This window comes from Microcella alkalica (genome assembly GCF_014137945.1).
GTDB lineage: Bacteria > Actinomycetota > Actinomycetes > Actinomycetales > Microbacteriaceae > Microcella > Microcella alkalica.
Genome location: NZ_JACGWX010000001.1, coordinates 449988 through 464014, shown reverse-complemented (window position 1 = coordinate 464014; position 14027 = coordinate 449988). Strand labels below are relative to the sequence as shown.

The 14027-nt window shown below is 66.3% G+C and carries 15 protein-coding genes; 6 read left to right on the top strand and 9 right to left on the bottom strand.

From position 1 onward, the window contains the following. Nucleotides 1–23: 23 nt before the first annotated feature. The 7 genes from FHX53_RS02205 to FHX53_RS02175 all read right to left on the bottom strand — a co-directional run bounded on the left by FHX53_RS02205 (nucleotide 24) and on the right by FHX53_RS02175 (nucleotide 8051). On the bottom strand, nucleotides 24–1070 hold the full coding sequence (locus tag FHX53_RS02205) for a transposase (RefSeq protein ID WP_182489709.1): 1047 nt from the start codon (nucleotides 1068–1070) through the stop codon (nucleotides 24–26). Nucleotides 1071–1136: 66 nt separating this feature from the next. Next, nucleotides 1137–1427, bottom strand: a complete 291-nt coding sequence (locus FHX53_RS02200) for a hypothetical protein (RefSeq protein WP_246335381.1) — start codon at nucleotides 1425–1427, stop codon at nucleotides 1137–1139. Between the two features lie 155 nt (nucleotides 1428–1582). Further along, complete coding sequence (locus tag FHX53_RS02195; RefSeq protein ID WP_182489708.1) at nucleotides 1583–2704, bottom strand: reverse transcriptase family protein; 1122 nt, start codon at nucleotides 2702–2704, stop codon at nucleotides 1583–1585. A 287-nt stretch (nucleotides 2705–2991) separates the two neighbouring features. Further along, entirely contained in the window at nucleotides 2992–4512 is a 1521-nt protein-coding gene (locus FHX53_RS02190; protein ID WP_182489707.1) for a PD-(D/E)XK nuclease family protein, read from the bottom strand. A gap of 8 nt (nucleotides 4513–4520) precedes the next feature. Further along, entirely contained in the window at nucleotides 4521–5417 is an 897-nt protein-coding gene (locus tag FHX53_RS02185; RefSeq protein ID WP_246335436.1) for an integrase core domain-containing protein, read from the bottom strand. A 50-nt stretch (nucleotides 5418–5467) separates the two neighbouring features. Next, a complete protein-coding gene (locus tag FHX53_RS02180) occupies nucleotides 5468–5785 on the bottom strand; it encodes a transposase (protein WP_159502532.1) in 318 nt (105 codons plus the stop codon). Between the two features lie 541 nt (nucleotides 5786–6326). Next, nucleotides 6327–8051, bottom strand: coding sequence for a nuclease-related domain-containing DEAD/DEAH box helicase (locus FHX53_RS02175; RefSeq protein WP_182489706.1), 1725 nt, complete (start codon nucleotides 8049–8051; stop codon nucleotides 6327–6329). A 114-nt stretch (nucleotides 8052–8165) separates the two neighbouring features. Here FHX53_RS02175 and FHX53_RS02170 point away from each other — a divergent pair, with 114 nt between their 5' ends. The 4 genes from FHX53_RS02170 to FHX53_RS02155 all read left to right on the top strand — a co-directional run bounded on the left by FHX53_RS02170 (nucleotide 8166) and on the right by FHX53_RS02155 (nucleotide 10452). Continuing rightward, complete coding sequence (locus FHX53_RS02170) at nucleotides 8166–9062, top strand: HNH endonuclease (protein WP_182489705.1); 897 nt, start codon at nucleotides 8166–8168, stop codon at nucleotides 9060–9062. Nucleotides 9063–9166: 104 nt separating this feature from the next. Beyond that, nucleotides 9167–9649, top strand: a complete 483-nt coding sequence (locus FHX53_RS02165; RefSeq protein ID WP_182489704.1) for a DUF2510 domain-containing protein — start codon at nucleotides 9167–9169, stop codon at nucleotides 9647–9649. A 106-nt stretch (nucleotides 9650–9755) separates the two neighbouring features. Next, nucleotides 9756–10166 carry a DUF2510 domain-containing protein gene (locus tag FHX53_RS02160; protein ID WP_182489703.1) on the top strand — a complete coding sequence of 137 codons (411 nt, stop codon included), beginning with the start codon at nucleotides 9756–9758 and terminating at the stop codon, nucleotides 10164–10166. 79 nt (nucleotides 10167–10245) lie between these two features. Next, complete coding sequence (locus tag FHX53_RS02155) at nucleotides 10246–10452, top strand: dodecin family protein (protein WP_182489702.1); 207 nt, start codon at nucleotides 10246–10248, stop codon at nucleotides 10450–10452. Between the two features lie 100 nt (nucleotides 10453–10552). Here FHX53_RS02155 and FHX53_RS02150 read toward each other — a convergent pair whose 3' ends face one another. Both FHX53_RS02150 and FHX53_RS02145 read right to left on the bottom strand, forming a co-directional pair. After that, nucleotides 10553–11374, bottom strand: a complete 822-nt coding sequence (locus FHX53_RS02150; protein WP_182489701.1) for a ParB N-terminal domain-containing protein — start codon at nucleotides 11372–11374, stop codon at nucleotides 10553–10555. 213 nt (nucleotides 11375–11587) lie between these two features. Then, nucleotides 11588–12364 carry a DarT ssDNA thymidine ADP-ribosyltransferase family protein gene (locus tag FHX53_RS02145; protein ID WP_182489700.1) on the bottom strand — a complete coding sequence of 259 codons (777 nt, stop codon included), beginning with the start codon at nucleotides 12362–12364 and terminating at the stop codon, nucleotides 11588–11590. A 174-nt stretch (nucleotides 12365–12538) separates the two neighbouring features. Between FHX53_RS02145 and FHX53_RS02140 the strand changes: the two genes are divergently transcribed. Both FHX53_RS02140 and FHX53_RS02135 read left to right on the top strand, forming a co-directional pair. Continuing rightward, nucleotides 12539–13105, top strand: a complete 567-nt coding sequence (locus tag FHX53_RS02140; RefSeq protein ID WP_182489699.1) for a hypothetical protein — start codon at nucleotides 12539–12541, stop codon at nucleotides 13103–13105. 98 nt (nucleotides 13106–13203) lie between these two features. After that, nucleotides 13204–13929: a PKD domain-containing protein gene (locus FHX53_RS02135; RefSeq protein WP_182489698.1), complete on the top strand. Its 726-nt coding sequence runs from the start codon at nucleotides 13204–13206 to the stop codon at nucleotides 13927–13929. The last annotated feature ends 98 nt before the right edge of the window (nucleotides 13930–14027 follow it).

Below are 14027 nucleotides of genomic sequence, written 5' to 3'. Positions count from 1 at the left end.
GGAAGTGGATGCTCCTATTGCTGTCAAGCGGCTCGCGTTGGGCGGAGCCGAGCCAGCGCGAGGGTGGCACGTTGCTCGAGTTCGGGGTCGGCGCGGGTGCCGATCTCGAGTCGGCGGAGCCGCTGGTAGGGGACTCCGAGAGAGGCGGCGAGCACGCTGATCGAAACGCCGATCTGCTGTCGTCTGGCTCGCAGTTCGCTTCCGACCGGATTGTCGGTGGCGGGGTGGAGCAGGATTGCGTAGATCTGGTTCGCGATGTGGCGTTTCAGGCAGCGCATGATGTCCCGGTCGGTGAGGCCCTCGGCGCGGCGCCGTTCGAAGTAGGCCATGGTGCGCGGCTCCCGGTGGCGCATGCGCAGCAGCACGATCCGGTGCAGTGCTGCGTTCGCGTGCCGATTCCCGCCCCGCGAGAGTCGGTGCCGGGTGCGTTGCCCGGACGAGGCGGGGATCGGGGCGACGCCGGCCAGAGCGGCGAAGCTGGCCCGGGTGGCGAGACGTTCGGGGTTGTCGCCAGCGGCGACCAGCAACGTCGCGGCGGTGACCGGGCCGACCCCGCTGAGCGACAGCAGAGCGGGGTTCACCTGCCGAATCAGGGCATCCAGTTGTTGCTCGATCAGGTCGATCTCCGCCTGCATAGTGAGGTGACGGACGGCCAGCCTCCGCAACGTCTGACGGGCAACGACTTCCGCAGCAGCCGACGCGCTCGTGCCGGGGCGGGTCTTTGCGAGCGCGCGGATGAGCCGTTGCCCGCTGAGGGCGCGGAACGCCTGCCGGACCAGCTCGGGTGCGGTGATCAGCAGCGCGTGGATCTGGTTCATCGCCTGCGCCCGCGCCTTTGCCGCGGAGCGCCGCTCCCCGAGAAGGATCCGTATGGACTCGACAGCGCCATCACCGGTCTTCGGAATCGCAGTGTTCGTGTCGGCCAAAACCGTCACTGCTGCCTGGTGCGCGTCCAAAGGGTCGGACTTGCCCCGGAGCCTGCGAGCTCGCCGATCCTGCCTCTCGGAGTCCCCTACCAGCGGCTCCGCCGACTCGAGATCGGCACCCGCGCCGACCCCGAACTCGAGCAACGTGCCACCCTCGCGCTGGCTCGGCTCCGCCCAACGCGAGCCGCTTGACAGCAATAGGAGCATCCACTATGCGGGACTCCACTCGACGGCGACCTTGTTGGCGCTCTCCCCCGCGTCGAGCTTGGCCTTCAGCGCCTGAATCTCGGAGTCTTTCGCGGCCGCAGCCTTCTGCAGCTCGCCGGCAGCTTTCGTCTCGGCGAGTTCGATCGCCCGCTGCTTCTCCTGGTCGGCAAGCTCGAGCCGCTCGTGCAGCTGCTTCTCGAAGTCGGTGTCGCGCACCTGCTTGAGGATGTCGGCGTATCCGGCTTCGTCGATCGTGAAGGCCTTGCCACAGTTGGGGCAGATGATCTCTTTCACGTGGTTGAACCTTTTTAAAGCCCTGTGCCGGGTTACGGCAACACATGGTCGCGAGCGCACCGACTCGGAGGGGATTCGCGATTGCCTGAGCAGGTGGTCGACGATGAAAAGGAACTTCACCCCGATCAGCGGCAACCGCGATCCAAGAGTACGATTTAGGTGGATCTCAGGCGTTCTCGTCGCTCAGTCAAATGCTTGTGCAGCAGCGCCTCAGTGCTCTTGCCGTCCATCAGGATCGCGCGGAAACGTGCTCTTCTCCCGCGGCCCCATTCGGGGTCGACATCTTGGGCATGGGCGATCAGCCCAGAGACTCGGCCGAGCAGGAATGCGACCCCCTTATCGCCCCGTTTCTGAGCATGAGATTCCGCTCCGTGTGTTTCGATCATGTGGAGTTCGTAGTCGATTCGGTCTCGGTACTCTCGCCGAAGTCGCAGCCGATCACCGTCAACGTGGATTCCGAGGACAAGCTTCTTGTCATCTTCGAATGACATGCGCGTCTTCGTTTGGTTCACGACGAAGCCGTTGCCGCGAATGACGCCTGAGAGATCGGAGAGCACCTTGGTGGATTGAGTTCGAGTGATCGGCCGCCGCGCCGAGAGATAGATGTCGTCGGAGTACCGTGCGAACACCAGTTCGTGTTGGACGGCAAGAGCTGCGATGGCGTGATCCAGCTGACGCGATACGAGATTGGACAAAGCCCCAGAGGTCGGGGCGCCATGAGGCAGATGGCCGAGCACCTGCGGCGTGTAACCGGCAACATAGCGGGAACGGTACTTGGACACGTGGGGGTGCGCCTTCAGTAGGTCGACTTCGCTCACTTCGAGTGAGTCGTCAGACACGACAGTAACCAGTCTCGCGAGCTGAAAGGCAGTGAGCTGTTTGAAGCCGAACTCTTTGAGGAACAGGTAATAAATGTCCACTTCTGAGATGGAGTAGAAGAATGCCTTCAGGTCTACCCTCAGGAGCCACCGAGCACCGAGATGCTGACGCGCGCATTGAACCGGCGAACGACCCTTCACATACGAGAAGACCTTTTCGCTCGGCGATCTGGTCATCAATATGTCACGCAGGATCGGCTGCTGAATCGCGAGGATCTCGGCGTTGGGCTTTTCGATGTGGCGCTTCCCACCAGTGCGCTTAGGGACTGCACTCACGTAGTACGGACTTAGTCGACGGTCAACCACATCTTCGATGAAGCCCGAGTCAGCTCCGGAGACTTGCACCAAGCTGGACAGGTCGAAGTACGATCGAAGGTTCGGATCAAGCCGTTCGACCATCTAAGTGACTCCTTGGTGAAGCGAAGGTCGGCGTCTACCTTTGTTGCTATTGGGTTCTTCACGGTGATTCACGGCGGGTCGCAATCGACCTGCCGCAGACGACACTGGGCCGTCCGCGCCTCAGCTCTGCAGCGCTTCGACGAGGCCGAGGATGATTCCTCAGCGACTACTAGATCACCGACCTTCGCTCATCAGAGAGTACAGGCGACCGACGACGGCGCAAAAGGGTCGTAATTCGGATCTCCGACACCTGGCGAGGCTGTGCCGCTTTGCAGACACGATCTGGACTATCCGGGTGATCCCTCCGCCAACCACGCCAAGTCGTTGAACGCAGTGTCAGCACTGTGGTCGTGCCCGCACGGGAACCACTCGGAGCGAATGTCCTTGGCCACCGCCTCGATCTTTGTTCGGATGTCGGCGAGCAGCGCGTCATCGATCGGAACGTTGAACGGGTCGCCGCGCTCGTCGAGGTTCAACACCTGGATGCGGTCAGCGGAGGCCCCGGTCAACTCGCGGTACCCGAGCGCGTAAACGCTGAGCTGGTCGCGCGTCATGTCGGAGTCCTGGGCATCTTCGGTCGACTTGAAGTCGACGATCGCGACCTCGTCGCTCTCGAGTCGCTTGATGAGGTCGATGCGGCCGTTCACCGTGACGCCGGGCGACACGACCACTTCGATCTGCTTCTCGCTGTGCTCGGTTCGGGTGAGATCGTCTCCGTGAGCGTCGAAGTAGTGCTCGAGCGCCCGAATCGCGGCTGCCCGCAGGTTCTCGCGCAGCGTCGGGTAAGCGTAGGGCGTCAGGAGGTGCCGGTCGACGAGGTTCTTCGTCTCGTCACGCGATGGCACATCGCCCGCCAACGCGCGCTTGTGCATCTCGGCCAATGCGTTGTGCAGGCCCTTACCGTAACCGAGCGCCTCGTGAATCGGCGGGTTGAAGCCGTACATGAAGCGCAGCTTGAACTGGTACGGGCACTCGAGCAGATACTTGAGCTCTGAGAACGAGATGGTGACGGCCGGCGTCTCGACCTTGGGGGTCGGGGTGAGCCGGGGCACGTCGGGCAAGCCGGGGTCGGCGGTGAGCATCCAGTCGGAGGCGGCCGCGTCTCGGAAGAAGTCAGAGCGGGCGCGAGCCTGTTGGTTGCTCGCGATGGGGGCCCAGGTCAGGTAGAGGTACTTTTGCGCTCGCGTCACGGCGACGTAGAACAGGCGCGTCTCTTCTGAGCGACCGCCGCGGTAGCGGGCTCCGTTGGGCACTGCCTCGACGGGGATGACGTGGAAGAGGTTGATTCCGCCGGAGGATCGGATCGGAAAGCGGTTCTTGCGCAGGCACGGCACGAAGACAGCCGGCCACTGCATGCCCTTCGCGCGGTGCACCGTCGTGATGGTGACCGCGTCGGGGGTCGCGTATCCGGCGTCGCCGTCACTCTCTTCGTAGTAGCTCGGCGCTTGGCGGTCGTCGGTGAGAAAGCGCACGAAGCCCTGGTACTTGCGCTCAGGGTCTGAGGCGAAGTTGATGGCCTCGAAGTCTGAGATTACCTGCGAGAACTTGCCGAGCTGGTACATGACGAGCTCTGCTCGCGCGGGGGTTCCAGGGATGGTGCTCTCGCGAATATCGAGCGCCTCCAACACGGTCAGGTAGAGACGCTGGATGTTGTACACGCCCCACCGCTCGCCCCGCTCGAAGTCGGCACCCTCTTCGAGTACGCGAATGCCGCGCTCGATCAACTCGGGGCGCGCGAGCAGATCGGCGGCCACGAAAAGGCTGCGCAACTCCCCCGCGTCGACCTCGCCCACCATGAAGCGGAACATGTCCCGCGTCAAGTAGTTGGCAGGGTTTCTTCGATTTCGAAGTTGGGGATGGTGGGGTCGGCCAGGCCGAGGTGCACGTCGATCGGCCGGTTCCAGGCGATCGCTTCGTGAGGACGTTCGGTGTTGTACTCGATGCGGTAGTCCTCTGCGCGTTCGACGAGGGTGAGCGCGTCGGGGATGTCGTCGAGGAACAGCCGCTCGTATTTCAATGTTCCGAATCCGCGTTCGCGTGACCCGTTCTGACCCGGTGATCTCACTCGGGTGCGGACGTGACGTAGCTCGGGGTGGCGCATGATGAACAGCTCGAAATTCAGCGACCGGAACGGGCCGCCGTTGTCCGTCACGATCGTCACCACCGGCAGCAGCTCACCGGTCTCGGGATCGATAGGGCAGGTGTCGACGAGCGGGTGCCCGAACATCGCTTCGTAATCGACCAAGGCGAGCTCTATCGCCGCGATCGCGTCGTGCTGATTCGCTGTCGGCGACACGTGGAACGGATGCTCGACCTTGGAGAACCAGTCCCGGCACCCGGCGATCCGCCAGGTGCCACCGGTCGTGGTCTCGAACTCGCTGAAGTCCAGCTGCCACACCTGATTGGGCCCCGTCGGGTTTCTCGCGAACGCGGCCTTGCGATCCGCCGCGAGCTGGCGGCGCTGCCTCTGGTACTCGGACGGCAGGATCAGCCCGTCATCGCGCAGCAGCCGCAGCACAGTCGCCTGCGACACCTTATGACCGTCATGCCGCGTCATCGCCCAGATCTTCCGATGACCCCACGCCGGATGCGCCAAGGCGTGTTTCGTGGCGAGCTCGCGGGCCGCCTCCCTCGCCGGCTGCGGCCACGGGCCCTTCGGCGGTCGGGACTGCTTCGCTTTGGCCTGCCAGCGCCGCCAGGTGCGTTCGGGCATGTCGATCAGCTGGCAGAACCTCGAAGTCGACATGCCCGCCTCGACGCGGATCACCTCGAGGTCCTCGAAGGGCCCAAGCGGCCCTCGGCGCTCTTCTTCCAGACGCGGATCTCAACCGCTGCCTCACCCAGAGCCTGGGTGAGCTCGGCGACCTCGTCCTCGAGTTGCTGCTCCCGGGTCGAGGGCTTGGACTTGCCCGCCTCGATCCCAGCCTTGCCGCCCTCGAGGAACTGGCGCTTCCAGTTCCCGATCGCTTGCTCGGAGACCTTCTCGCGGCGGGCTGCCTCGGCGATCGTGATCTCGCCCTGCAGCACGGACAACACGATGCGGAGCTTCTTCTCCGCGGGGATCGTGGGGGGACGACTCATGACATTCAGACCTTTCAGCTGGGGCGTTGCATCAGCAACTAACTACCCCTGCCAAACATTCTGACGCGCGACAAAAACTCCTCAAGTCGATGGACGAGCACAAACTGGTCGCGACGAGTCGGGTCCCCTACTTCGTGGCGAAGTTCGCGTGGGCCTGCACAGCTCTCGTGCTTTGCGCTTGCGTGGGCACCAATGATCGAACCTCCTTTGAGCGCGGCCCGCTGACCGCACACCGGGCAGCGTATGTAGCGGGGCGCCCTCAAGCCGGCCCGCAAACGTCGACAATTACTGGGCCCGTAGCGGTCGCTGAAAAGTTGTGGCGCCTCACGGAAGGTTGGATGTTGCCGCGCGACCCGGCTTCGGAACGGGTGAGGTGAGCTGGCGACACCCCTCGACGTTATCGAGGGGTCGTCAACTTGGGAAGCGCGGCAACGGGCGTGTCGGAACGGTCGATGGCCCCAATTGGAGGGACAACGGTAATGCCGGGGTGGGGACCGTCAGTCGAATGGCACTCCGAGGGTAAAGCGTCCAGACAATCTGTTCAGCTGATTTGCTCCAGGACCACAAGCCGGTCGGTCGCGCGGGACGCCCCCACGTAAAGCAGGTCGCGGTGGTAGCCCTTCGACAGGTTGACATCGGTTAAGATCACCGCGGCTGCTTCCAGACCTTTGAACTCGTGGATGCTCCCCCACCTGATGAGCATCGGGTCTTGGATATTCATGCCGAGCCGTGAGGTGAGGTGATTATCGATGGCCTGACCTGCCCGAGCATGGCCTGCAGCCGACCGGTCGCGTGCGTAGGGCGACAGAATGACCAGCTCGCGAACCGTGAACGGCTCCGACAGGATTCGCTCGATGGCGTCAGCGAGCAGGTGCTGCTGCTCATCCATGGTGGTGAAGGGGTGGCGCTCGACGGCGACCTGGTCGTCGTCACTGCGGCGGTGGTTGCTGTACAGGGTCGGCTCGCCGATGAGCTCGGCCACGAAGCGCGCCACCTCGGGGGTCATGCGCACGTTCGACCGCAGCTGCAGCGTCACGAGACCCGGGATGCGGCGCAGCACGGTGGCGCGGGCATCCGGTGCATCGTCGGTGCCGTCCTCAGCGTGCCGGCGGTAGATGACCTGGTGGTCGAAGTCTCCGGTGATGAAGACCGAGGCGCGCTCGAGCCCGCCCACGAGCAGCGCGTCGAGCACGTCGAGGTACTGCTCGAGCGCCACATCTTGCGCCTCGTCGACGACGAGGTAATCGAACTGCGGACCCAGCTCGAGCGCCGCCTCGAGCGCCTGCTCGGGCAGGGTCTGGTCGTACCACTCCGGCTCGACGCGCCCGCTCTCGAGTTTGCGCCGCGCCTCGTTGCGCCCTGCATGCCGGTCGACGACCTGCGCCATCAGCGAGTGGATGCGCCGCACCTCCACCCCCTCACCGCACAGCTCGGCGAGCCGGGCTTCGATGAGGCGGTTGAAGACGACGACGAGGGTGCGCTTTCCGGCAACGCAGGCTCGGCGCGCGGCCTCCGCCGCAACCCACGTCTTTCCCGAGCCGGCGGGCCCCTCGACCAGCAGCCGCGGGTTGGTTCCGACCACGTCGAGCACCTTCACTTGCTCGGCCGTGAACTGGGCTTGCTCGGCCTCGCGGCGCCGCGCGAGCTCTTTCGCGCTGAGCTCGGCGACGAATCGTGGGATGAGGAGTTCTGTGATTCTGGCGGTGTGCGCAGCGTCGGGTTGTCCCGCGACGCGGCGGTATCCGCTGACGTTCTCGGCGAGGTGTGTGTTCGCGTGGGTCAGCGTGCGGATCACCGCGGCGGCGGCGTTGCCATTCGCGAGGTCTGCGGCATCCAGCAATTGCCAGTCGTGCCAGCTGATGCTGTGGGCGATCTTGGTCTTGCTCAGCTGCGTGAGCCACGCGGCGTGAAAGACCGGGTAGCCGACGGGTCCAGATCCTTTCGACTGCAGGTATTCGATGATGGAGTGCTGCGCGCCCGAGGCCTGTTCGAAGGGGCTGCGTGTGACCCAGTCGCGGCTGCCGTAGCGCCAGCGCCCTTCGCCGTCAGCCTCGATGCTCTCGTGCGACTTCACTTCGATGACCAGGATGCCCTGCCCTGGCGCCACGACCACAAAGTCGGCTTCGCCCTGCACCTGACTGACGTGCCGCGCGATCTCGAGCGAGTGGAAGACGACCCAGTCGTCGGTGCGAGGCGCGTCGCGGAGCGCCGCGAAGACGGCGTGCTCCCCCGGTGGGGCGTCATCGCCGATCGTCGGAGGGATCATCCGTGCCATTGGAGTTGAGCGTAGGTCGATTGGTTATCGCAGTCGACACCCCCGAATCGGTGGCAAAGTCTGGGCTTACCAATAGGCTGCGGTGAAATAGGGCAAGGAGTGCGGATGCTGTCGAGCGAGGAACAGGCACGTCTGCGGTTGGAGATCTTCGCCGAGCTTGAGCTCTTCATCGACGCGCGAGGTGGCTTTGCCAGCCGGGACGAGCTGACCGCGTTCACGCTGCGAGGCGGCCTGCGCATCCCGCTCATCGACCGCAACAAGGGCATCCGCAACCCGGCCGAGTTCGATGCCACCCTGGCGATCGTCTCGGCCGGCGATAAAGGCCGCTACAACGTCTATGACGACGCCATCGACCGCTCGAGTGGGTTGCTCTATTACTCGTGGGCGCAGGGCCCCCTCAACGCCGGCGACAACCGCAAGCTGCACGTCGCGTTCGAGCAGCAGGTGCCGATCATCCTGTTCGAGAAGCCGCTGCCGAACCTCTACGTTCCCGTCTTTCCGGTGCGCGTCATCGACGTGTTGCCCGAGCGCCGCCAGTTCGTCATCGACATCGACGAGAGCGGCGTGCGCGCCACCACGGCGACCACGCTCGACAAGCGTTACGTCGAACGCCTCGTCAAACAGCGCGTGCACCAGCCTGTGTTTCGGGCGCGCGTGCTCAGCGCTTACAACAAGCGGTGTGCGGTCTGCACTCTGAAGTACGCCGAGCTCCTCGACGCCGCGCACATCATCGCCGACACCGACGAGCGGGGGTTGCCCGTCGTTACGAACGGCATGGCGATGTGCAAGATTCATCACGCCGCCTACGACCAGAACTTCCTCGGGGTCAGCCCCGACTACGTCGTGCATATCAACGAACGTCTGCTCGCCGATCGTGACGGGCCCATGCTGCAGTACGGCCTCCAGGCGATGAACGGCAAGCCGCTCGAGCTGCCGGCCCGTCGCGACGACCGCCCCGATCGCGACTTCCTCGCCGAGCGGTTCGCGACATTCACCTCGTAGCGCGAGCCCACCTGCTCGCCACGGCGCCCACCGCGCCGCATAATGAACTCACCTCACCGCGCGCCTCACCCACGCGCGCCCACCCGAGCCCCGAGGAACCCGCCATGACCCTTAACCCCGCCGACTACGGCCAGGCACCGCCCGCCGAGGGCTGGTTCCCCGACCCGACCTCCCCCGGCCATGAGCGCCGCTGGGACGGCACGTCCTGGACGAACGAGACGCGCGAATCCGCCAAGTCACAGCTCGTCGAGCCGACCGCGCTCGCAAGCCCCGACCAGCTCAACGCCGCCATCCTCAGCGCCGAGGCCTACAGCGAGCTCGTCGACCTCGCTCCCCCGACGTCGCCCGCATCCGTGCCGCTGCTGTCGGTCGCCACCGCACCCAAGCGCGACCGCAAGACGCGCCGACTCGTCGGCGGGTTATCACTGCTGCTCGTCTTCGCCGGAGTCATCGCCGTCATCGTGGGTGTGTACGGCCTCGTCGGCGTGCTTGCACTGCAGACCACCGCGGCGATCCTGCTCGCCGTCGCCGGAGCCGTCGTCTTCTTCGCCGGCATCCTCGTCGGGGCGATCCGCACGCGCCGCTGACCTCCGAACGAGCACCAACTAGCAACCCGAGCCGCGATCGCAGATTCACACCCCCCATTCGGGGGGCGCTCCGAAAAATGCCAGGGGCATCCCGGAGCATTCTCACGTGACTGACATCGTGATCATCCAGCCGCGCGAGGGATGGTTCGCCGACCCCACCATCCCCGGCCAGGAGCGCTGGTGGGATGGCGCCGAGTGGACCAGCCGCACCCGCCCCGCCGCCCGCACCGCCCCCGTCGGCCCCGAGCAGCCCGCGAGCCCCGACCAGATCGAGACCGCGATCGAGAGCGCCGAGGCCTATACCGAGCTCGTCGGCCTCGCTCCCCCGCGCATCGACGACCGCCTCGTCACCCGCGTCGACGCCGCCGAGCTCGCCGACGCCGCCCGACAGCCGTCGGCGCGAGCCGGCTACGCCGCCGCGATCGCCGTCGGGATGCTCGGCTCGGCCCTCATCGCCGCCACCGCCGTGATCACCACCGGCCTCGTGCAGTCGGGCACAGTAGCGCTTCCCTTCTAGCAGGCGCACCCCCTTGCGGCGCAACGGCCGCGCACCTTGACTGGCCCCTTCACCCGCAACCGCACGAAGGAGGAACGCCATGTCATCAGTCGCCCGCGTCACCACCATCACCGCACGATCCGAGACGAGCTTCGAGGACGCGATCCGCACCGGCATCGAGCGCGCGAGCGCCACGCTGCGCAACGTCGAAGGAGCCTGGGTCAAAGAGCAGAAGGTCGACGTCGACAACGGCACGGTGCGCACGTGGCACGTGACGCTCGAGGTCACGTTCGTCCTCGACGACTAGAAACGAAAACACCGCACCGGATGCCCGTGAGGGCTCCCGAGCGCAGACGAGAGCCCGGCGGGTGCGTACGACACCGCCGGGCTCTCGAGCTGTGGAGGACCTAGCCGAACGGCAACGGCGACCGCGCCGACGCCGCCTTGCCCCAGTCGATGGTCTGCGCGAGCGAGTCGACGAGCTTGGTGAACGCCGCACCGTGCTCGCTGTTGGCCTCGAGCAGCATCGAGTAGACCTGTTTGGCTCCGGCCTGCGAGCTGACGCCCGCGAAGTCGGCGACGTCGAGCGGCATGCGCGCGGCGACCGCGGCGAGGGCCGTGTCGAAGTACTGCTGCATGATCTCGCGCTCGTCGACGCGCTCCTGGATGATGCGTCCGCCGAACTTGCTCAGGGCGGTCAGGCCGAAGCTCTGCCACAGGATGAACCCGTGCCGGTCATCCCATGCCTCGGGGTAGGCCTTCGCGACGGCCGACCAGTAGTACGAGACCATGCGCGTGATCAGGCGGGCGCCCTGCTCGAGCTGCAGCTGCGACGCCGAGTGCGGGCCGCACTCGATCGCGGCGAGCACGACCCCCGGCGGGAAGCACTGCGCCTCGACGCGCGGCATCTCGCGCAGCGTGATCGAGACGATCGCCTTCAGGGCGCTGAGGGTGATGGGCTCGACGGCTCCGGCATTCTTGGCGAGCTTCTTCGCCTGCGGCACGTGCACTTTGCCGTCGAACACGGCGCCGGCCTTCACGAGCTCGGCGGCGATCCACTCGGCGCGGCCGTTGGAGTCGTGGAGCAGCTCGGCGTCATCCGGTCGCGGTTCGACCGTCACGACGCTGAAGAGAGGCGGCACGGAGGCGGGGGCTCCGGCGGCGGGGAGGTTCGGGCGGGCGAGGCCCGCGTAGGCGAAGCTCGAGCGCGCGGGGGCGATATCGGTCATGATGCATCCCATCGGGGGGTCCGTCGAGCGCGAGGATGGGTGGTTCGGGTGCCACGCGCGGGACTGGGTGCGGGTGTTCGGGTGAACGGCCGGTCGTGCGGGGACACGAAGGCTTCTCGTCATTGTGCACCCTGGGCACGCCGAACGGGACCCCGCATGCGGGGGACACGCCGAAACGGATTCACTGTTCTCGTGACGTGGTGTGCGCTCGCGCTAGGCGATCGGCGTCGGCACGAACCACGGCGGGTAGACCGCGACCTTCGCCTTGAGGCCCGCGTCGGCGAGCGCGCGCTTGACCTCATCGCGGCGCTTGTCGTTGGCGACGGCGACGAGCGCGACACTCGCGAGCGGCACCGTGCCGGGAACGAGGGCCTCGGCAGCCTGCATGACGGCCTCGTCCATGGCGGCGCGGGCGAGCATCCGCTTCGCCGCGTCGGGGGTGCTGCCGACGGCGGTCGTCATCGCGGCCGCGTCGCCGTCGGTGACGATGAGGCGGTCGGCGACGGCCGGAATGTCGACGCCGAGCACGATGAAGTCGACGGCGAGGGCGCGGCGGGCGTCGTCGCTCCAGGTGGGGCCGGCGGCGCCGTCCTGCACGAGCGACCACCAGGTCGCGCGCGGCGTGAGCGAGAACGCGATGCACTCGAGCACGGATGCGTCTGCCGTCGCCTGCGCGGTCGCCCGCAGCTCGTGCGTGATCGGGCTCGCAAGCACGACCTCGGCCTGCTCGGCGCTCAGGGAGCTCGGCTTCAGCTCGCCGCTCGCGATGATCGCGGGCAGATTGCGCACGTGCGTGACGTGGAAGATGCGCTTCGGGAGGTTGCTCGCGCGCGGCTCAGGAGCCTTCGCGGCCGTCGTTCCGGGGGCGGGAGTGCGCAGATTCGTCTTCGGAGCCTTCGGCGCACGACGGATCGCGACCTTCTCCGGCTCGGGCGGAGGGAAGCACGACGCGCACATGCCGGGCTCGAAACCGTGAATGCACTCGTCCATGTACTGCTGCTCCCTCACTCCGTTGCGGGCTCGTGGCCCACCAGTTAACGGTACGCGGGTTTCACGGGAACGCTGACCGCGGTGCCGCTCCTCCCCAATCGTCAGTTCTTGAGCGGTACTTCGAGAGTGTGGAGAACGTCCGAGGGCGACGAATGCTCTGTCTACCCTGTGCGGGTGACGTCGCCTCGCCTGCCCCTCGCGCTCTTGATCGCCGCATCCGCATTCGCTCTCGCCGGATGCTCGCCCGAAGCCGCCGTGCCCAGCGCGCCGCCCGCGGCCGAGGCCGAGCCGTTGTTCGCGAGCGACGAGGAAGCGCTCGCGGCCGCCGAGGCGGCTTATGCCGAGTACCTGGCCGTTGTGAACACGGTGCTTCAGGAGGGCGGAACTGATCCAGAGCGCATTCGACCCCTGGTCTCCAACGAGGTTTGGACCGACGACCTACAGGGAGCCGAGCGCTGGCAGCAAGAAGGTCTCATCTCCATCGGTGAGACCAGGCTCGAAAAGTCCGTCCTGCAGCAGGTCATCTCGACGGAGTCGTCGACCGAAGTCGTCACCTACAACTGCCTAAGCAACACAGGCGTTGATGTCTTGAACGAGGCCGGCGAGTCTGTCGTAAGTGCCGATCGCCCCACGGCGTACGTCATCGAGTCCGTTGTGTCTTTCACTGCTCCAGAGGACTGGACGCTGGAGGAGTACTCGGAGGTCGAGGAGGTTGAGTCGTGCGCTGCCTGGCAGTCCTAGTAGTCGCACTCGCTCTCGCAGTGGGGTTTTCAGTTCCGGCATCGGCGAACGTATGGGAGAACCAGCTCGACTCAACGACAGATGGTGACACCGCTACGTTGACCGGTTCACAAGAGCGGCAAGGAAGCGACGGGACTGAGTCAAGGTCGGCCGGAAACGACGCGCGCGGGCAGCAGTCAGCGTCGGCATGGACCCCGCCCCCCGGCATCCCGCCCTGGGTCGTCCCCGTCGAGCGGTGCGTCGCGCAGGGCGACGTCGCCGCCGACTGCAGCGCCGCCCGCCCCGGCGCCCACACCGCTCCCCCGCCCGCTGACGCCGCGCCGGGCACCCCCGGCATCACGATCCGCGACGTCGCCTCCTTCCGACCCGAGCTCGCGACCCTCACCTCCGAGCCGAGCGGCTGGGCCGTCCGGGGGCTAGACGCGAACATCCTTGCCACCGGCGGCAGCAGCGTCCGCACCGGCGAGCTCTTCGGCACCGTCGCCGAGGTGCGCTTCACCCCCGTCGCCTACCTCTTCGACTACGGCGACGGATCCGCCCCGCTCAGCACCTCCACCCCCGGCGCCACGTGGGAAGCTCTCGGCCTCGACGAGTTCGACCCCACCCCCACGAGCCACGTCTACACCGCCTCCGGCACCTACACCATCACCCTCCTCGTCGACTACGCCGCCGAGTACCGCGTCGGCGGCTCCGGCCCCTTCACCGCCATACCCGGCACCCTCGCCATCCCCTCCCCCCCGATCGAGATCGTCGTCGCTGACAGCGCCGCTACCGCCCTCGTCGACCGAGACTGCGTCTCCAACCCACGCGGCCCCGGCTGCTGACCGACAACATGAAGTCCCCCAGAGTGTCCCCCTTAAGGTGGACACCCCCAAAGCGAGGGTGAAATGGTCTCAACCTCTCGTTTACCTGCTGTTCACGA

What these genes read in the sequence shown, in the direction of transcription:
- FHX53_RS02175 (WP_182489706.1), bottom strand. Translation starts at nt 8,051, where the DNA reads ATGATCCCTCCGACGATCGGCGATGACGCCCCACCGGGGGAGCACGCC.
- FHX53_RS02185 (WP_246335436.1), bottom strand. Translation starts at nt 5,417, where the DNA reads ATGCCCGAACGCACCTGGCGGCGCTGGCAGGCCAAAGCGAAGCAGTCC.
- FHX53_RS02155 (WP_182489702.1), top strand. Translation starts at nt 10,246, where the DNA reads ATGTCATCAGTCGCCCGCGTCACCACCATCACCGCACGATCCGAGACG.
- FHX53_RS02145 (WP_182489700.1), bottom strand. Translation starts at nt 12,364, where the DNA reads ATGGACGAGTGCATTCACGGTTTCGAGCCCGGCATGTGCGCGTCGTGC.
- FHX53_RS02190 (WP_182489707.1), bottom strand. Translation starts at nt 4,512, where the DNA reads ATGTTCCGCTTCATGGTGGGCGAGGTCGACGCGGGGGAGTTGCGCAGC.
- FHX53_RS02165 (WP_182489704.1), top strand. Translation starts at nt 9,167, where the DNA reads ATGACCCTTAACCCCGCCGACTACGGCCAGGCACCGCCCGCCGAGGGC.
- FHX53_RS02150 (WP_182489701.1), bottom strand. Translation starts at nt 11,374, where the DNA reads ATGACCGATATCGCCCCCGCGCGCTCGAGCTTCGCCTACGCGGGCCTC.
- FHX53_RS02180 (WP_159502532.1), bottom strand. Translation starts at nt 5,785, where the DNA reads ATGAGTCGTCCCCCCACGATCCCCGCGGAGAAGAAGCTCCGCATCGTG.
- FHX53_RS02195 (WP_182489708.1), bottom strand. Translation starts at nt 2,704, where the DNA reads ATGGTCGAACGGCTTGATCCGAACCTTCGATCGTACTTCGACCTGTCC.
- FHX53_RS02170 (WP_182489705.1), top strand. Translation starts at nt 8,166, where the DNA reads ATGCTGTCGAGCGAGGAACAGGCACGTCTGCGGTTGGAGATCTTCGCC.